This window comes from Sideroxydans sp. (assembly GCF_054604835.1).
Map to the genome: position 1 here is coordinate 99786 of NZ_JBTSFG010000003.1, position 18395 is coordinate 118180.

The following is an 18395-nucleotide window of genomic DNA, read 5'->3' on the forward strand; positions in this document are numbered from 1 at the left end:
TCCTGTCAGATTATATTCAGGAACCGGCGGCACTCACGACCGAGCGCACCACAGCTTGCATCCCGGATCGTTTCGTCAACTGCCGCACCACTAAGAATCCCGCCAGCAATCCGGACACCGCGCCCAGCATGGCAGCGCCATCCGGCGCCTCGGCAAAGAGGGCGGAAGCCAGCAAAGCAGCCACCAACATGAATGTCAGCGGCAACACGTACATCAATATCGAATTGCGCAGCAACACGCCATCCGGCAGTCCGACGTTCACTTCATCGCCCACTCTTGCGTTAGCAGCATTGCCAACTTTAAAGGTGCGCGGCTTGCTGCTGCAAAACAGTTGGGACAACTTTCCGCTCCCACAACCTTTACCGCTCGCGCAACGACCACATCCATTCCCGCCGACCGGCTCGATCTCCGCCTCGGCGCCATGCAGGCTCCGCACGATGGCACGCATCTCATTCATTCGGCACCCCTGCGTAACGCACCGAATCGGCAACCTGTATGACCGCGCGCGGCGGGAGCTCGCCAACCACCGTCACCAATTGGTCGCCTATCAGCCTGCTATAGATATGTACCGCTCCCTGGCTTTTCAAGCCGGCCCGATACCCTGCTGCATCGGAGGCCTGTTCGACGAATACGGACAGCGCAGCCAGACCGTCGGAATAGACGATATGCACGACGGGGAACTTCTTGTCGCGCATATTGCGGCTCATTTCCAGAATCTTCTTGAATCCGGGCGGGATGCCATCCACCTGCCAACCACTGGCCGCATTCGCCACATTGTGGCGCGGCAGCGGCGACAGATGCTTGCGCCCCGCCAGTTTTGCGGCATCTTTTGCGTCGGGCACAGCCCATTTGCTTTCGATATCGCCGCCGATCTGCAACTGCAAGAAGGCGTATTGCTCGATTACCTTGCCGCGCTCATCCAGCACCACCGCCTTCAACAGCAGGCCGGATTCGCTGTGCGCCCACATCTTGCGCGTATAGCGCAAAGTATCCTTGGGCTGCAGCAACAACGTGTGGGCGTGGTAGTCCGCCACACGATCCTCTTCCTGCTGGATGATGTTGTAATTCTCTTTGAGGCTCTGGATCTGCTCCGGAAGGAGTGCGGGGAATGCCCGGCGCGGACGTTGCTGCTCGAAGTGCACTTTCTTGTCGCCCAGCTGCAGCCAGACTTGATCGTTGTTGCGTATCACTTCTCGCCGCTGGCCATCCAAACCTTGCAATCGCTCATGCTCGCCGTGCTTGTCGACCACATGCGTGATGCGGGAGGTCTCGACCCGGCCGCCGGCCTGATAGACGAATACGCCGCTGTAATTGGTCTCGTGCGCCGCAAAAGCCATGGTTCGCAACCAGTCGGCATCATCCAGCAAGGGATCAGCCTGCACCATTGCCGCACACAGCGGCAACAATGCGACCAACAGCCCGGCTTTCGCGATCTGCATACGCACTATTTTGCCGCCACCGAATGGATGTATGTTGCCGCCCCCTGTACATCGGCACTGGGAGAGAACTCCTGGTGTGCCATCAGGTAGTCGCTGGCATGGAATGCCACCGGGCGCACCATGTTCTGCTGTTGCACACTGACCATCTGCGGAGCCGGCTCTTGCCCGACCTGCATAGACAGCCAGGCCACCAGTGCCAGCGCCATGACCGAAGCGGCGGCTGACAATGCATACTGTTTGATGCGCTGCTGCTGGCGACGGCGAGGCGCAAGGATGGTGGGCTCTGCCTGCAATCGCTCGTGGAAGACCGCCATGAAGTCGCGGTTGATATGATCGGGTTGGCGCAGGGCGTCGCCGATCAGGTGATATTCGGCCCAGTCACGGTCTGTCTCGGGGTGGCGCTTCAACTTATCAAGGAATACGTCCGCTTCGTCCTCGAACATCTCGCCATCCATCAACACCGAAATTTCCTGTTTCATGCTCACCACCTCTTGTCTTCGCTAGTACCCAGCAACGGACGCAAATTCGCTGCCACCACCTCTCGCGCCCGGAAGATACGCGACCTTACCGTGCCGATCGGACAATTCATCACCGATGCGATCTCTTCATAACTCAGCCCCTCGATCTCGCGCAGCGTCAAAGCGGTGCGCAAATCCTCAGGCAACTGTTGCAGGGAAGAGTTCACCACCTCGACCACTTGCTTGCTCATCAACTCGTTCTCGGGCGTCGACACCTCATGCAATAGCGAAGCATCCTCGAAGGCCTCGGCCTCCTCGGCATCCATCGGCGTACTGGTCGGTGCCCTGCGCCCCTGCGACAGCAAATGGTTCTTGGCTGTATTGATGCCAATACGATACAACCAGGTGTAGAACGCACTGTCCCCACGGAATGCCGGCAATGCACGATAAGCTTTGATGAATGCTTCCTGCGTGACATCCTCGGCTTCGCCAGGATTACGGACGAAACGCGAGATCAAACGCCCCAAACGGCGCTGATACTTGGCCACCAGCAGCTCGAACGCGTGCTTGTCGCCGCCCTGCGCGCGCTCCACCAGCTGTTGATCGACCTCCCTGTCACCCATTCCGTTTCCCGGTTTTGTATTGTTTGCGCCACGATGCGCGGCGCGAGAGTATAACCGGACGGGTGCACATCGTCAGCCTTGCCCGTAACGCGCCAATTGACAGTCCTGTTTGAAATAAGTTCATTTCCACGTTTTAATCACAAGTTTTGCTATAGTCGGGCCAATGATTCCTCCGCATTTCTCCTATCGTGTTGCGCTTTGATACTCTGATCATCGGTAGCGGCCTGGCCGGCTTGACGCTGGCTTTGAAGCTGGCCGACCGGCAACAGGTCGCCATCGTCACCAAACGTTCGCTGCTGGATGGCGCCAGCGCATGGGCCCAGGGCGGCATCGCCGCCGTACTAAGTCCCGATGACAGTCACGATGAGCACATCCGCGACACCCTGACGGCAGGGGCAGGTTTATGCGACCCCGAGACTACGCGCTTCGTGGTTGAGCGCGGGGCTGCCGCTGTCGGCTGGCTGATCGATCAGGGTGTGCCATTCTCGAAAGAGGACAACGCAAGTCAGGATTTCCACCTCACCCGCGAAGGCGGACACAGCAAGCGCCGCATCATCCATGCTGCCGATGCCACAGGCAAAGCTGTCCAGCAGACGCTGGCCGACAAGGTGCGCGCCCATCCCAATGTGACCGTGCTCGAACATCACATCGCGATCGACCTGATCACCGGTCGCAAGATCGGCAAATCTCCGACACGCTGTTTCGGTGCCTATGTGCTGGACACCCTCAGCGACAGAGTCGTTACCCTCTCCGCGGCGCGTACCGTCCTGGCGACCGGCGGTGCCGGAAAGGTCTATCTCTACACCACCAATCCGGACACCGCGACAGGCGACGGCATCGCTATGGGATGGCGCGCCGGCTGCCGGGTGGCGAACATGGAGTTCATGCAATTCCATCCTACCTGCCTGTACCACCCGCATGCAAAATCTTTCCTCATTAGCGAAGCGGTGCGCGGCGAAGGCGGCATCCTGAGACTGCCCGACGGCACCCGCTTCATGCCTTGGCACGACGAGCGTGCAGAGCTGGCACCGCGCGATGTGGTCGCCCGCGCCATCGACTACGAGATGAAGAAAGGCGGATTGGACTGCGTCTATCTGGATATCACGCACCAGTCCGAAGCCTTCCTGCGTGAGCACTTCCCCACCATCCATGAACGCTGCCTGGCACTGGGTATAGATATCGCACGCCAACCCATACCCGTGGTGCCGGCGATGCACTTCACCTGCGGCGGCCTGATGACCGATCTGGCGGCACGCACGGATATCGACGACCTGTATGCGATCGGCGAGACTGCCCATACCGGCCTGCATGGCGCCAACCGCCTCGCCAGCAACTCACTGCTGGAATGTCTGGTGTTCGCAGAAGCCGCCGCACAAGACATCCTTGCCGGAAGTTCGGAGGAAATTGAGCCGCTACCCGATTGGGATGAGAGCCGCGTCACTGACGCGGATGAACTGGTGGTGGTGTCACACAACTGGGATGAGCTGCGCCGCTTCATGTGGGATTATGTCGGCATCGTGCGCACGACCAAACGGTTACAACGCGCCCAGCATCGCATCAGCCTCTTGCATGAAGAGATCAGCGAGTATTACCGGAACTTCCATGTGACATCCGACCTGCTTGAGCTGCGCAATCTGGTCGAAGCGGCCGATCTCATCGTGCAAAGCGCACTGGCGCGCCACGAGAGTCGCGGCTTGCATTACAGCAAGGATTTTCCGCTGACCACCCCCGAAGCACTGCCGACGATATTGACCCCTCATGATTGAAGACGTTCCGAGTTCCGTAGCAATACACGCAAACGGCGATGTCCATCAACAGGCATCGCGTCCGGAAACAGCAGCAGACTTCTTCTTCCATGGCCCGCAGTAGCCACATTGAGCAATACCAGCCAAGGCGAAACCAGCGTATCAGCGCAAACCTCGCCGGCAATCTGCTCGCCGTCGCGCAGTTCCAAGACAATGTGTCGGTCTTTGCCGTACACAAGCGCAATGCATGACCGCCTTGAAAGTAACGCCACATCTCGCCTGAGCAGCCATGCAGTGCTGAGCGAGGTCACCAAATAGCCCACCCAATGCCAGCCAGTGGCGATTGGTAACGTGGATATCATCAGAATCGATATGACCGCTGAAGCAACCAGCAAGACGAAATGCGCGCGCGATGCATGCAGTGTGACCCGGACTTGAGTGTCCATCCTGCGTGCTGGACTCAGAAGATAAGTGCGGAAAGTAAACCGAGCACAATCATGGCAACGAGGACCAGTAGCAAGTAGCCGCCGCCCTTGCCCGGCTGCTCTGCTCTGTGACGAGCAAGATGCTGCGCTGCCTTGGGGGCCGCCCGATTGATCTCAGCCATGCTGGGTCGCTCCGTGCGCAGGGTCTTGGATAGCTCTTCGACCTCCTCCTTGCTCGCCGTCATCGCGGCCAGACGCATGGTCGCCTCATTCGAATCGAAGGACGAAGACAAACCCAGCGCGATCACAGCCTTGTCTTCATCCCCGTCTGTTGCCCGCGTGACCAAGGCGGATCGCTTGGCTTGTTGCGCCCCATCCGTTGCGCGCGGCAACGCTTCACGGCAAGCGCGCAGATCGTTCACCATCTCACCTGCATTCTGATAGCGCGCGTCCAGATCCTTGGCCAGCGCCTTGGCGACGATATAGTTCAACATCTCCGGTACCGCCGGATTGGCATTGCTGGGCGGCGCGGGGATGGCATTCAGAGTCTGGTACATGATGGCATTGACGTTCTCGCCGATGAACGGCACCTGCCCGGTCAACATCTCATACAACATCACACCGAGGGAGAAGATGTCCGAACGCTGATCGGTCACCTTGCCCAGCACCTGTTCAGGAGACATATACTTGGGCGAACCCAGCACCATGCCCGTCTGGGTGCGCACCGCGGCAGAGGCCATGCGCGCGATGCCGAAGTCAGTGATCTTCACGTGCCCGTCCCGCACGACCATCACGTTGGACGGCTTCACATCACGGTGCACGATCTCATGTTCGTGGGCATAGGACAGCCCTTGTGCCACCTGAATGATGACGTCCAATACCTGCGCTACAGGCAATATCTTGTTTTCGTTGAGCACATCGCGCAGTTCGCGACCATGCAGATATTCCATCGCGATATAAGCAATGTCGCCGGTGCGGCCCACATCGTAGATGGTCACGATATTCGGATGACTCAATCGCCCGGCTGCCTTGGCTTCCTGATAGAAACGCGCCTCGTATTCTTCGCGCTCTTCCAGGGCCAGACTTAGATTGATGGTCTTGATCGCCACTTCGCGATCGATCAGCGGATCGCGTGCTTTGTACACGACCCCCATAGCACCCTGGCCTAGCTCACTTATGACTTCATAACGACCGAGTTGGCTGATCATGTCCCGTAACAACTCCGAGTGATTACTTCGAGCTTGCACCCTTCACGCTGCGGAAGACTGGCCCCCACAGCGGATGTCCCGCTTCGGCGGCCGTCAGATCGAAATTCGGATTGATCTCGAGCACGTTCTTGAAATGATTCCGACACAGCTTCTGATCGCCGGAAACGCAATAGATGAAAGCCAGATATTTGTTTGCCCATAATGTCTCGTGTCGAGTGGCATACTGGTTCTCCAATACACCTTGCAACGCGGTTTTGGCATTGACGTAGTTGCCAGTCTCATATTCGCTGACACCTTTAGCCAGATACCGCTTGGCGACGCTATCCCCGAACAGGCGAATGCCGCCGCTGCCGTCTTCGCAGGTCCCGACCACCGATCCGCAGCCGGCAAGCACCAGCGAAGCCAGGCCCGCAATAATCCAACGTAACATCCTTCAACTCTCCTGTTCGATCAGGCTACTTGAAACTGTGCCTGATCTTTATGTTCGCGCCCGGTTTGACACTTATAACCTTCTTATGCACCGGGAATGTCGAATTTCTGATTTCCAGCGTATGCCGCCCTGCCACCACCTGCAACTCCATCAGCGGCGGACTCACGCCCTGCTTCTTTCCGTCAAGATAAACCTCACCCCAAGGCAAGATCGCCAAGCTGATCACCGCCGGCCCCCCGGTCGTATCCTCGAGCGTGCGGACACGCGCGCTCTCCTTAACCCCTTGTATCTTCTTTTCTGGCGGCGGGGTCGCGACCTTTGCTGCGGGAGCTGGAGAAGCTTCAGGCGCTGGTTTGCTCGAAGTTGTCTGCGGCGCAGCTGCTATGACTGGGATTGCCGATTCCGGTTCACTCCGATGCGCAAGTTTATATGCCGCCAGCACCGAAGTGGCCAGCACCAATACCGCCACCCCGACAATCGCTGCGCGCTGTTGCTTGGTCGCACGTTTGAATATGGCCACCGCATGTCGCTCGTACCCAGATGCCTGACGCAGGAACTCATACCAGTAGCGCTTGGACAACGCCACGATCCGCTGCACACCTTGTGTGTGCTCGATCTCTTCCTCTATCTCCACGCTACGTTGTGTCGTGGTGAAGTCGCCCGGATAACCGATAGCATAGACCTCATGTTCGCGCACGTGCTTGTCGGTGCGGGAACCCTGATAGTGGAACATGCCTGCATATTCCTGCGACAGGCGCGAAACCGCATCATAGTAGGAGCGCGACACCAGTATCTGCCCCGGGTCGGCAAAACCCATCACGCGCTGGGCCACATTGATGCCGTCGCCGACGATGTTGGGCTGACTGTTGATATCCTTGACCAGACGCACAGGACCAAGATTGATACCCATGCGCACCAGCAGGGGCGGATCCATACGCACCCCCTCTCCCAGCAAGCTGCTGCGCACACTCAGCGCGGCCTGCAGGGCATCTTCTATATCACCCAGAAAACTGATCGCAGCGCCATCACCCGTATCCAGAATGATGCGATCCGCCACCGGCACATCGCGAATAGCGATGGACAGGAATGCGTTGAAACGCTCCTTCAGGGATATCTGGCCTGACACGGACTTCTTGGAATATTCAACGATATCCAGAAAAAAGACCGAGCAAACGATGGTTTTATTGCCTCTTTGTTCCATGTGTCCTATCTGTCATTCGCGTTCCATCCACGAAAACCGCAGAGTCCGCCAAAAATAACCTGCCGGATTCTAACGACACCGGGGGTTTACCGCCAGTTCAATTTTTACGCACCTTGGCTCTGGTCATCTTGCTCTTGCGCACATCCGGACGCTGTTGGCGCGGCGCGGGAACAGGCAGGTCGACCCAGTCCATGATAGCCCTCACTTCGCCCTCGCCAAGCTCGGCCATCATGCCGCGCTTGATGCGGGGCGGCAGATTGACGATGCCGAAGCGGACGCGCATCAGCCGACTGACCGGCAAACCCAAGGCCTCGAAAGTGCGACGCACTTCCCGATTCCGCCCTTCCTTGATGACGATGCGATACCAGTGATTGAAACCTTCACCACCTTCGTCGCTCAGCTTGTCGAACTTCACCACACCGTCTTCCAGCTCCAGACCCTGATTGGTCATCTGCTTCATTTGTTCCGGCGACATCTCGCCCTGCACGCGCACCGCATATTCGCGTTCGACTTCAAAGCGCGGGTGCATCAGACGATTCGCCAGCTCACCTGAAGTCGTGAAGATCAGCAGCCCGCTGGTATTGAAATCCAAACGTCCGATGGCGATCCATTTCTGTCCGCGCAATCTCGGCAGCTCATCGAACACATTGGCCCTGCCGTCCGGGTCGTCCCGGCTGACGATCTCGCCTTCCTGCTTGTGATAGAGCAGCACGCGCGGCAATTGCGGCTCAGCCTCGAGCTTCAAGCGAACGTTGCGGCCATCCACCTGCACGCGGTCACCCTCGGCGATACGCAGCCCCAAGGTCGCCACTGCGCCGTTCACCACGATGCGCCCTGCAGCGATCCAGGCCTCCATCTCGCGGCGCGAACCAAGGCCCGCCTGCGCCAGCACCTTCTGCAACCTTTCGCCTTGTTCACTCATGCTGCTATCTCTCGCCTTTCGAATACGGCTTGCGCCAGGGTGCCACTATCCACATGTTCCAATTCGCCGCCTACCGGCAAGCCTCGCGCGATACGCGACACTTTGATCCCCTGCGATTTCAGCAAGGTTGCCAGATAATGCGCCGTCGCCTCGCCCTCCACCGTGAAATTGGTAGCGAGTATGACCTCGCATTCCAGCTCCAGCGCACGCCTGACCAAGCGCTCCAGCGGCAATTCGCGCGCGCCCACCCCGTCCAGCGGCGACAAGCGCCCCATCAGCACGAAATACATGCCGCGATAACACTGCGCCTGTTCCATCATCAACAGGTCGGCGGGCATCTCCACCACACATAGCAGATCACCTTCACGCTGCGCCGAACTGCACATGGAGCAGACATCCTGTTCGGAAAAATTATTGCATTTGCTGCAGTGCTTCACGCTCTCCACCGCATGACTGAGGGAGTGCGCCAGATGCATGGCCCCGTCACGGTCGCGTTGCAGCAGGTGATAGGCCATGCGTTGCGCGGACTTCGGCCCCACACCCGGCAGACAGCGCAATGCGCCGATCAGATCTTCCAGACTGGAAGGAGTCTTCATTTAAAACGGCAGACTCATGCCCGGCGGCAGCTTGGCAGTGAACCCACTCATGCGTTGTTCGGTGGTCTGGGCAGCCTTTTTGTTGGCGTCGTTGACAGCGGCAACGATCAGGTCTTCCAGCATCTCCTTGTCGTCCATCACGCTGTCATCCAATGTCACGCGGCGCAATTCATGCGCGCAGGTCATGGTCACTTTGACCATACCGGAGCCGGACTGCCCTTCCACCTCGACAGTGGCCAGCTCATCCTGTGCCTTCTTCATGTTCGCCTGCATCTGCTGCGCCTGCTTCATCAGCCCGGCCAATCCGCCCTTCATCATTTCCTGCTTCCTCCAGTTAAACGGGTCTGATCGACCCTTCTATCAATTGCGCGCCCAGCATGGCCTGCGCATCGCGTACGAATGCATCCTGCCGGATGGCGTCTTCCGCCTGTTGCTGACGGTTCTGTTTGTCCTGCTGCTCGACCACTGCGGGGGTGGTCACCTCGTTAGTGGCCCCCATCTCGACTTCCAGCCTGACGGGACGGGCGAAATATTCACCCAATGCAGCCTGCAATTTTTCCTGCGCGATCTTGTTGCTTTGCAGATGTTTATGTTGCGGCGGCAGGTGCAGCAGCACACGACCTTCGGTAAAACTGGCCAACATGCTGTTCTTCGCCAACTGCAACGCCATTCCCGACAGATTGAGTTGCGACAACAAGGTATTCCAATCCAGATCGGCCCCGACCGACATGCTCGGCGCGACTGCGGCTCGGGCAGGTGCGGGTTCCGCAGCTTTCTGAGGGACATTTGCTGTCGGCGCACTGCGCGGAGCTGCTTGCTGGACGCTCGAACTCGGGCTGGCGCCCGTAGCCTGCGGTGCAAAGGCCAGCATGCGCAGCAAAGTCATGGTGAAACCGGCATATTCGTCGGGTGCCAGTTCGATCTCGTTGCGACCGTGTATGACGATTTGATAGTTCAGCTGTATCTCTTCCGGCGTGAACTGTTGCGCCAGCTCCATCAAACGCACGCGCTCCGGCTCATCATCCGGGATGGCCTGCGGAATGGTTTGCGCCAGCGCGATGCGATGCAGCAAGGTCGCCAACTCCTGCAAGGCAGCCTCGAACGCGATCGTGCGCAGTGCCATATCGTCTGCGATGCGTAGCAACCCGGCACCGTCACCGGCACGCAGGGTTTGCAACAAGTCGAACAGATAGCACTGATCGATGGCGCCCAGCATGGTGCGCACCAACGCTTCGTCCACCTTGCCGGATGAATAGGCGATGGCCTGATCCATCAGGCTCAAGGCGTCGCGCATACTGCCCTGCGCCGCGCGGGCCACCAGATTCAGCGCGCCGTTCTCGAACGGGATCGCTTCCTGACCCAGCACATATTGCAGATGCGACACGATCAGCGCAGGCGGCATCTGCTTGAGATTGAACTGTAGGCAGCGCGACAGCACGGTGACCGGGATCTTCTGCGGATCGGTGGTGGCAAGGATGAATTTCACATGCGCAGGCGGCTCTTCCAGCGTCTTCAACATCGCATTGAACGCCGACTTCGACAGCATGTGAACTTCGTCGATGATGTACACCTTGAAACGGCCGCTGGTCGGCGCATACAGCGCGCTTTCCAGCAGCTCGCGCATATTGTCGACCTGCGTGTTGGATGCCGCATCCAGCTCGATCAGATCGACGAAGCGACCGCTGTCGATCTCCTTGCAGGCGCTACATACGCCGCACGGTTCGGCGGTGACGCCGGATTCGCAATTCAGGGATTTGGCAAAGATGCGCGCGATAGTGGTCTTGCCCACGCCGCGCGTGCCGGTGAACAGATAGGCGTGATGCAGACGGTTCTGCATCAGCGCATTGCTGAGCGCCTGTACCACGTGCTCCTGCCCGGCCAATTGGGCAAAGCTCTTGGGACGCCATTTGCGTGCTAAGACCGAAGTCGCCGACATATCGCCTCTCGCCCAACCGTTGACCACATCGAGTGTGACACCCTCGAACATAAGGAGGCGAGCCTTACCCCCGGCACTTACAGACATCAGCTGTGGCTGCTTCCTTCCGGACCTGACCAGGTTCACTGCGCTGCAATGCGGGGAGACCCGCCAAACCATTGAAGCCCCGCAATAACTACGAGGCCTCGAAAACTATATCTGCTTGACCGGGATCATCCCGATCCGCTGCTTCCATTCCGCCGGACCGATCTCGTGCACCGCCCGGCCTTGCGTATCCACCGCGACGGTGACCGGCATATCCTGCACCTCGAATTCGTAGATGGCTTCCATGCCCAGATCGGCGAAAGCCACCACTTGCGAGTGCTTGATCGCCTGCGCCACCAGATAGGCTGCGCCACCGACCGCCATCAGATAGACCGCTGCGTGTTTCTTGATAGCTTCCAGACCGACCTTGCCGCGCTCCGCCTTGCCGATCATGCCGATCAGACCGGTCTGCGCCAACATGGTCTCGGTGAACTTGTCCATGCGTGTCGCCGTCGTCGGTCCGGCGGGCCCGACCACCTCGTCGCGCACCGGATCGACCGGGCCGACATAGTAAATGAATCGACCATTGAAATCCACCGGCAACGGCTCCCCCTTGGCCAGCATGTCGACCATGCGCTTGTGCGCCGCATCTCGGCCGGTCAGCAGCTTCCCGCTCAGCAACAAGGTCTCGCCCGGTTGCCATTGCGCGATATCCTCGCAAGTGACCGTATCCAGGTTCACCCGGCGCGCATCGGGTGCGGGCTGCCAGTGCACATCGGGATAATCGTCCAGCTTCGGTGGCGTGAAGCTTGCCACCCCACTGCCATCCAGTGCGAAGTGCACATGACGTGTCGCTGCGCAGTTCGGGATCAGTGCGACCGGCTTGGAGGCCGCATGCGTCGGATAATCCAGTATCTTCACATCCAGCACGGTGGTCAGTCCGCCCAATCCCTGCGCACCGATGCCCAGCGCATTCACCTTGTCATACAGTTCGATGCGCAATTCCTCGATACGGTTCTGCGCGCCCCGCGCCTTCAGCTCGGTCATATCGATGGGCTGCATCAGCGCCTCTTTCGCCAGCAACATGGCTTTTTCCGCCGTGCCGCCGATACCGATACCGAGTTGTCCCGGCGGGCACCAGCCCGCACCCATGCCCGGCAACTGGCTGAGCACCCATTCCACGATGTCATCACTGGGATTGAGCATGGCGAAACGCGACTTGTTCTCGGAACCGCCGCCTTTGGCCGCGACATCCACCTCTACCCTGTCGCCCGGCACCAGCTCGAAATGCACCACGGCGGGTGTGTTGTCGCCGGTGTTCTTGCGCCGCCCGGCCGGGTCGGCCACGATGGAAGCGCGCAACACGTTGTCCGGCTCAAGATAGGCGCGGCGTACCCCTTCGTTCACCATCTCGGTGACGCTCATCGTCGCATCTTCCCAGCGCACCGCCATGCCCACCTTGACGAAGGCGACCACGATGCCGGTATCCTGGCAGATCGGGCGTTTGCCCAAGGCGCACATACGCGAGTTGGTCAGGATCTGCGCCATGGCATCCTTGGCGGCAGGCGATTCCTCGCGCCGGTAGGCTTCGGCCAGTGACTGCACGTAGTCCTGCGGGTGGTAATAAGAGATGAATTGCAGCGCGTCGGCGATGCTGGCGATAAAATCCTGCTGGCGGATAGCGGTCATGACGAGGCCTCGGTGGGTGGTGGCCGATTATGGAAGTGTGAGCAGTCAGCGTCAAACGGTTAGAATGCGCGCCTCAACCCAACTCCCGACTCTCAGCATGGCGATTCAATGGTTCCCCGGTCACATGACCTCGGCGAAGAAAAAAGCGACCGAGACCATGGAGCGCATCGATGTCGTCATCGAAGTGCTGGATGCGCGCGTGCCGGAGGCATGCAGCAATCCGATGCTGCGCGAGATGCGCGAACACCGGCAGCGCCCCTGTCTCAAGGTCTTGAACAAGGCCGACCTCGCCGATCCGGTTGCAACCAAGGCATGGCTGGACTATTTCAACAGTCAGAAGAACGTCAAAGCCGTCGCGCTGTCCTGCAAAAAGCCCGGCGACGCGGCGAAGATACCCAAGCTCTGCCTGCCACTGGCACCGCATCGCGGCACCACCATCAAACCCCTGCGCATGATGGTGATGGGCATCCCCAACGTGGGCAAATCTACCTTCATCAATGCCCTGCTCAAGCGGCGCACGGCGGCGGTGGGCGATGAGCCGGCCATCACCAAGAGTCTGCAACATTTCGATCTCAGCCCCACCCTGCAACTGACGGACACGCCCGGCATGATGTGGCCGAAAATCGAACACGAGAGCGACGGCATATTGTTGGCCGCCAGCAATCTGATCGGCCGCAATGCCTATGACGAGAGCGAAGTCGCGGCCTACCTTGGCGACCTGCTAGCAGCGCACTACCCTGCCTTGCTTGAATTACGCTACAAATCTCCCATGCAGGGGCTGGATGGCGTGGCGCTCATCGAAACCATCGCCCGCAAGCGCGGCTATCGCATCAAGGGACAGGAATTCGATCTGGAGAAAGCCGCGATCACCTTGCTGCAGGACTATCGCAGCGGCGCCCTGGGTTGCATCAGCCTGGAAACACCGGCATCACGCGCGCAGATGTTAGCTGCATCAGAAAATGCTTATAATCCACCGCATGATGAAACCTGAACTCTCCTTTGTGCCCGCTTCGCGCCTGTCGCTACTGCTGGCATGCCTGCTCTTCAGTGCCTGCAGCACGACCCACTTGAGCCGCTACACGCAGGAGAAGGATCCTTTCGAGTCCTACAACCGCATGGCTTACAGCTTCAACGATGCTTTGGACAGAGCGATCCTGAAACCGGTCGCGCAGGGTTACGTCAAGTACATGCCGCAGCTGGGAAAGATGGCGACGGAGAACTTCTTCTCCAATCTGGACGATGTGACCGTAACTTGCAACGACGTGCTACAACTCAAATTCAAGCAAGCGGCCAGCGATGGCAGCCGGGTGTTGTTCAACACCACCTTTGGCTTGTTCGGGCTGATCAATGTAACGAGCAGATTGCCCAAGCACAATGAAGATTTCGGCCAGACATTGGGCTACTGGGGCGCCGCAAGCGGCCCCTATCTGGTCATTCCGGTGCTGGGCCCGAGCTCCGTGCGTGATGGCGTCGGCCGTTACGCGGACAGTTTCGTCAGCGTCATCGGCACCACCGACCATGTGCCGACACGCAATTCCGCTTATGTAGTGGAGGGCATCGTCACACGTGCCGGCCTGCTGGATAACGAGAAGATCCTGGAGAACGCCACCATCGACCGTTACAGTTCGCTGCGCGACGCCTACCTGATGCGCAGGCGCAGCCTGGTCTATGACGGCGACCCGCCGCGACAGCGCTACGAGGATTTCGACGACTAATAAAATAACGGCGGGAAAACCCGCCGTTATTTATCGTACTGCCAGCAAACTCAAAGACCCGACTTCAACGCCTCGATACGCTCGTCCAAAGGCGGGTGCGTCATGAACAGTCGCGAGAACCCGCCGCCGCTGGAAATCGCCATGGCGGACATATTCTCCGGCAACGCTGCCGCCTGCTCGTGGTTGGCCTTCAGACGTTGCAGCGCGGCGATCATCTTCTGGCGCCCCGCCAGACTGGCACCGCCCGCGTCGGCACGGAACTCGCGCTGGCGCGAGAACCACATCACGATCGTGCTGGCCAGAATACCCAGCACGATCTGCGCGGCGATCTCGGCCACGAACATGCCGATGCCAGGACCGTCTCGACCGTCGTTCTTCAGAAGCACGCGATCCACGAAATAACCGAACAGTTTGGCGAAGAACACCACAAAGGTATTCACCACGCCCTGGATCAACGCCAGTGTAACCATATCGCCGTTCGCCACATGACTCACCTCGTGCGCCAGCACGGCTTCCGCCTCGTCGCGGCTCATACTGTGCAACAGGCCGGTGCTCACCGCGACCAGCGCATTGTTGCGGTTCCAGCCGGTGGCAAAGGCGTTCACGTCCGGCGCATCATAGATCGCCACTTCCGGCATGCCGATGCCGGCGGCCTGCGCCTGACGGCGCACGGTGTCGACCAGCCAACGCTCGGTCGGATCCTGCGGATTCTCGATGACATGCGCGCCGACCGAGCGCTTGGCCATCCACTTGGACATCAGCAGCGACACGATGGAGCCGGAGAAACCAATCACGGCGGACAGCACCAGCAAGGCATTGAAATCGATGGCACCGCTGGCATCCATCCAGCGATCCACGCCGAGGATACGCAGGGTGATGCTGATCACCGCCAGCACGGCGATGTTAGTCAACAGGAACAAGAAGATACGCTTCATTCGACACTCTCCGTCATTTATGGGATCAGATTCATGCGGACTTTTGTCCGCTCGGTGAGCCATATGGGGCTACCGATTCACAATTTCAAGCCGCGCTTGTGACGATATTCCGCGCCAGAAGTTCGCTTGCCGGATCGATTTTATGGCGTTAACCTGCCCCGACCGTTCTTCCAAGGATCAGCGCCATGTCGAACCGATACACACGCACCGCCCTCTCGCTGCATTGGCTCATCGCATTGCTGATCTTCGCGGCCTTCCCGCTGGGGATCTATATGCACGACCTGCCGCTGTCGCCCTTCAAGCTGCAGCTGTATAGCTATCACAAGTGGATAGGGGTGACCGTATTCCTGCTGATGCTATTCCGGCTCTACTGGCGCATGACGCACCGACCTCCCGCACTCCCGGAAAGCATGCCACGCTGGGAGCGGATCGCGGCGGAAGGCGTGCATTATCTGCTGTATGCCTTGCTGCTCCTGATCCCGCTCAGCGGCTGGCTGATGAGTTCCGCCAAGGGTTTTCAGACTGTCTGGTTCGGCGTGCTGCCGCTGCCCGATCTGGTCGGCAAGGACAAGATGCTGGGGGAATCGCTGCAGCAGATCCATGAGTTGCTCAACTTCACGCTGTTCGGCGTACTCGGCGGTCATATCGGGGCCGCCCTCAAACATCATTTCATCGAACGCGACGACATCCTGGCCCGCATGATCCCTTGGCTAAAGAGATCCTAGTGGCAACATTCTCAGCCCATCGACTCATCCATGAACTGGATCGCATTGCCGCTCTCCTTGGCCTGATACATGGCCGCATCCGCACGGGCCAATACTTGTTCGTGATTGGCCTGCTGGCCATGAAACAACACCATGCCGATGCTTACCGTGCACTCATGGTCCACAGCCAGCGGCGGCTGATCGACCGTTTGGTACAGCAGGTGATAAGGCTGCGATAAAGTGGCACGGATCTTCTCGGCCACGATCTGCGCCTGCCTGATCGAGCGCTCGCGGTCCACGTCCAGTTCGTTCAGCAACACCACGAATTCATCGCCGCCGAAACGGGCGACCGTATCCACGGCACGCAGACAGCTTTCGATGCGGCGTGCGGCATCGATCAACAGCAGATCGCCCACACTATGGCCGTACTTGTCATTGAGCGGCTTGAATTTGTCCAGATCCATGAACATCACCGCCGCATACCGTTCGCTGCGCATGCTGGCTGCCAACACCTGATTCAGTCGATCGCTCAGCAAGCGCCGGTTGGGCAACCCGGTCAGGGTGTCGAAGAATGCCAACTGTCGCAACTGTTCGGTCGCTTCATCTATGCGCAGTTGCAACAGCGCCCTTTCCTGCTGCAGCTGTTCGGCCATGACATTGATGCCATCCGTCAACTTGCCCAATTCATCGATCTCGACTTCGTGGCGTATCCGGGTATGCAGCTCCCCGCGACCGATCGCCTGGATCGCACCACTCAGACGGTAGACCGGGTCGATCAATTTGCGACTGGCCCGGAACACCCTGTACAACACGAGCAATAGAAACCCCAAGGTAGCAGCGATGACCACAAACATCATTTTGATCTGCTCCTGACGCGTCTGCTTCCAACTCATGGCGACCGCCACGGTACCGATCTGCTGCACAGCGGGCTTATCCTCCAGATCGTCCAGTGCCAGCTGCGTAGAAGATATCGGCTGACGGAACAGCAATATGTCCCCTGTCGGATCCTCCCGCCCCTCGGCAGCCGACATCAGCGGCACGTCCACTTCTCCAACAGCCGCCATTTCCCGCCCTTCGCGGTCGGTGATACGCACTGCCAACACGTCCGGCTCATGCAGCACCTGCAAACTCAAAGCACGCAAGAACTCCCGGTTATATGAGAACACACCATATTCGCTACTCGCGGCCAGTTGCCGCACCAACAGTTCCCCGCGCGCACGCAGGTTCTGCGCCATGTTCTCCGTGCGATCATGCAGGAACACTGCTTCGAGAAGCACCGACATCACCAGCAATGGCAGCAGCGTCAGCCAGGCGACATATCTGCCTATCTTGTAGCGTCTGTTCATCATTCCCGACTTCCTTCCACGCGATCTATTTCGATACGCAAGGCATCCACCGAACGGATATTGAGGCGCATCGAGCGTGCAACTTCGGCGTTCAATGCGATCTGGTAAAGCAGTGGGAATCGGGGCGATGGCAAGGTGCCCCGTTGCAGGAACTCCGACACCATGCCGGCAGACTGCGCGGCATGCTGCTCTGGCGTCGAATAAACCGCACACAAGGCACCGGCGCTGACATAGGCTGCGGACAAACCGATTACGGGGATCCCGCGCCGATAACTGCCAAGCAGGATATTTCGTATGGTAGAAGAGTTGTATATCTTGCCATCCGGCACTGCCAGCAAGACATCGCTCTGTGCCAGCATCGCTTCGAGCTTGCCAGCAAGACTATCGTCCGACTGAACCACCTGGGGAACCAATACCGCCCCCTGTCTGGCCAGTTCACGCTGCAACGGCTGCGAGAGGAAATCCCCACCCGCCGTATACAGCACCCCCACCCTTTTCAACGATGGCAGCGCCGCACGAACCAGCGCGACTTGGCGCGCGAGCGGTTGATCGAGGAATAGAGCCGACAAGGGATGCGGAAGCGGCTTTTGCGATTGCATCTGCTGGAAGCTTCTGCTGGGCAACATGGTGGCCAGCATCGCGCCATGCCATTGCTCTGCAGCCCATTGCGAGGCTTTGCTTCCAGCCGTCACCAGGATGTCTGCCTTGGGAATATCTGCCTGTTGCGCCAGCGTGCGCACTTCCAGTTGCACGTCCGCCGGCAGATTCTGCTCGAATGCCTGCCGAAAATGCTGATATGCCGCATGCTGCTCGCTGAGCAACAGCAAGACCTTCCTGGGTTCGGCAGCCAAGGCTTCGGATACAGAGATGAAACAGAGCAACACCACCGCCAGACATCTCAAGCATGTCGGAGCAATCGTGCTCAACAGATACCCTTCATCATCAGCTCCCTGTGAAACAGCGATCACCAGATGCCTGAGGCAAGCGCTGGTGAATATC

General features: G+C 59.0%; 20 protein-coding genes and 1 other RNA gene. 4 read left to right on the forward strand and 17 right to left on the reverse strand.

What is annotated here, in order from left to right:
• Positions 1 to 16: 16 nt before the first annotated feature.
• From ACYCZ5_RS06035 to rpoE, 4 genes are read right to left on the reverse strand one after another with little or no spacing between them, the layout of a single operon-like run.
• Positions 17 to 457: a SoxR reducing system RseC family protein gene (locus ACYCZ5_RS06035; protein ID WP_461543894.1), complete on the reverse strand. Its 441-nt coding sequence runs from the start codon at positions 455 to 457 to the stop codon at positions 17 to 19.
• Complete coding sequence (locus ACYCZ5_RS06040; RefSeq protein WP_461543895.1) at positions 450 to 1439, reverse strand: MucB/RseB C-terminal domain-containing protein; 990 nt, start codon at positions 1437 to 1439, stop codon at positions 450 to 452. The genes ACYCZ5_RS06035 and ACYCZ5_RS06040 overlap by 8 nt, the downstream gene beginning before the upstream one ends.
• Positions 1440 to 1444: 5 nt before the next feature.
• Positions 1445 to 1918 carry a sigma-E factor negative regulatory protein gene (locus ACYCZ5_RS06045; RefSeq protein WP_461543896.1) on the reverse strand — a complete coding sequence of 158 codons (474 nt, stop codon included), beginning with the start codon at positions 1916 to 1918 and terminating at the stop codon, positions 1445 to 1447.
• 2 nt (positions 1919 to 1920) lie between these two features.
• Positions 1921 to 2520, reverse strand: a complete 600-nt coding sequence (gene rpoE, locus ACYCZ5_RS06050) for an RNA polymerase sigma factor RpoE (RefSeq protein WP_461543897.1) — start codon at positions 2518 to 2520, stop codon at positions 1921 to 1923.
• A 188-nt stretch (positions 2521 to 2708) separates the two neighbouring features.
• Between rpoE and nadB the strand changes: the two genes are divergently transcribed.
• Positions 2709 to 4286, forward strand: a complete 1578-nt coding sequence (gene nadB, locus ACYCZ5_RS06055; RefSeq protein ID WP_461543898.1) for an L-aspartate oxidase — start codon at positions 2709 to 2711, stop codon at positions 4284 to 4286.
• Here the strand turns inward: nadB and ACYCZ5_RS06060 are convergent.
• From ACYCZ5_RS06060 to ACYCZ5_RS06105, 10 genes are all read right to left on the reverse strand, one after another.
• Positions 4277 to 4711 (reverse strand): protein YgfX, encoded by a 435-nt coding sequence (locus ACYCZ5_RS06060; RefSeq protein ID WP_461543899.1) that lies wholly within the window; start codon positions 4709 to 4711, stop codon positions 4277 to 4279. The genes nadB and ACYCZ5_RS06060 overlap by 10 nt on opposite strands.
• A 14-nt stretch (positions 4712 to 4725) precedes the next feature.
• The gene (locus ACYCZ5_RS06065; RefSeq protein WP_461543900.1) at positions 4726 to 5898 is read right to left on the reverse strand and encodes a serine/threonine-protein kinase; all 1173 of its coding nucleotides are present in this window, start codon (positions 5896 to 5898) and stop codon (positions 4726 to 4728) included.
• Positions 5899 to 5920: 22 nt separating this feature from the next.
• Positions 5921 to 6328, reverse strand: a complete 408-nt coding sequence (locus ACYCZ5_RS06070; protein WP_461543901.1) for a TssQ family T6SS-associated lipoprotein — start codon at positions 6326 to 6328, stop codon at positions 5921 to 5923.
• A 25-nt stretch (positions 6329 to 6353) separates the two neighbouring features.
• Positions 6354 to 7529 carry an adenylate/guanylate cyclase domain-containing protein gene (locus ACYCZ5_RS06075; RefSeq protein ID WP_461543902.1) on the reverse strand — a complete coding sequence of 392 codons (1176 nt, stop codon included), beginning with the start codon at positions 7527 to 7529 and terminating at the stop codon, positions 6354 to 6356.
• Positions 7530 to 7626: 97 nt separating this feature from the next.
• Entirely contained in the window at positions 7627 to 8451 is an 825-nt protein-coding gene (gene rluB, locus ACYCZ5_RS06080) for a 23S rRNA pseudouridine(2605) synthase RluB (RefSeq protein WP_461543903.1), read from the reverse strand.
• Positions 8448 to 9047, reverse strand: a complete 600-nt coding sequence (recR, locus tag ACYCZ5_RS06085; protein ID WP_461543904.1) for a recombination mediator RecR — start codon at positions 9045 to 9047, stop codon at positions 8448 to 8450. Before recR ends, rluB begins: the two co-directional genes overlap by 4 nt.
• Positions 9048 to 9365, reverse strand: coding sequence for a YbaB/EbfC family nucleoid-associated protein (locus ACYCZ5_RS06090; protein ID WP_461543905.1), 318 nt, complete (start codon positions 9363 to 9365; stop codon positions 9048 to 9050).
• A 16-nt stretch (positions 9366 to 9381) separates the two neighbouring features.
• Positions 9382 to 10983 (reverse strand): DNA polymerase III subunit gamma/tau, encoded by a 1602-nt coding sequence (gene dnaX / locus ACYCZ5_RS06095; RefSeq protein ID WP_461544162.1) that lies wholly within the window; start codon positions 10981 to 10983, stop codon positions 9382 to 9384.
• Between the two features lie 53 nt (positions 10984 to 11036).
• Positions 11037 to 11135, reverse strand: an RNA gene (ffs, locus tag ACYCZ5_RS06100) — signal recognition particle sRNA small type.
• A 40-nt stretch (positions 11136 to 11175) separates the two neighbouring features.
• Positions 11176 to 12696 (reverse strand): fumarate hydratase, encoded by a 1521-nt coding sequence (locus ACYCZ5_RS06105; RefSeq protein ID WP_461543906.1) that lies wholly within the window; start codon positions 12694 to 12696, stop codon positions 11176 to 11178.
• 97 nt (positions 12697 to 12793) lie between these two features.
• On the opposite strand from ACYCZ5_RS06105, the gene ylqF reads away from it, so the two are divergent.
• Together ylqF and ACYCZ5_RS06115 are read left to right on the forward strand one after the other, a co-directional pair.
• Positions 12794 to 13687, forward strand: a complete 894-nt coding sequence (gene ylqF, locus ACYCZ5_RS06110) for a ribosome biogenesis GTPase YlqF (protein WP_461543907.1) — start codon at positions 12794 to 12796, stop codon at positions 13685 to 13687.
• Entirely contained in the window at positions 13674 to 14411 is a 738-nt protein-coding gene (locus tag ACYCZ5_RS06115; RefSeq protein ID WP_461543908.1) for an MlaA family lipoprotein, read from the forward strand. Before ylqF ends, ACYCZ5_RS06115 begins: the two co-directional genes overlap by 14 nt.
• A gap of 50 nt (positions 14412 to 14461) precedes the next feature.
• Here the strand turns inward: ACYCZ5_RS06115 and htpX are convergent, their stop codons facing one another.
• Positions 14462 to 15346: a protease HtpX gene (htpX, locus tag ACYCZ5_RS06120; protein WP_461543909.1), complete on the reverse strand. Its 885-nt coding sequence runs from the start codon at positions 15344 to 15346 to the stop codon at positions 14462 to 14464.
• 185 nt (positions 15347 to 15531) lie between these two features.
• Here htpX and ACYCZ5_RS06125 point away from each other — a divergent pair, with 185 nt between their 5' ends.
• The gene (locus ACYCZ5_RS06125; protein ID WP_461543910.1) at positions 15532 to 16071 is read left to right on the forward strand and encodes a cytochrome b; all 540 of its coding nucleotides are present in this window, start codon (positions 15532 to 15534) and stop codon (positions 16069 to 16071) included.
• An 11-nt stretch (positions 16072 to 16082) separates the two neighbouring features.
• Here ACYCZ5_RS06125 and ACYCZ5_RS06130 read toward each other — a convergent pair whose 3' ends face one another.
• On the reverse strand, positions 16083 to 17399 hold the full coding sequence (locus tag ACYCZ5_RS06130) for a diguanylate cyclase domain-containing protein (RefSeq protein WP_461543911.1): 1317 nt from the start codon (positions 17397 to 17399) through the stop codon (positions 16083 to 16085).
• The gene (locus ACYCZ5_RS06135) at positions 17396 to 18322 is read right to left on the reverse strand and encodes an ABC transporter substrate-binding protein (protein WP_461543912.1); all 927 of its coding nucleotides are present in this window, start codon (positions 18320 to 18322) and stop codon (positions 17396 to 17398) included. Before ACYCZ5_RS06135 ends, ACYCZ5_RS06130 begins: the two co-directional genes overlap by 4 nt.
• Positions 18323 to 18395: the final 73 nt, after the last annotated feature.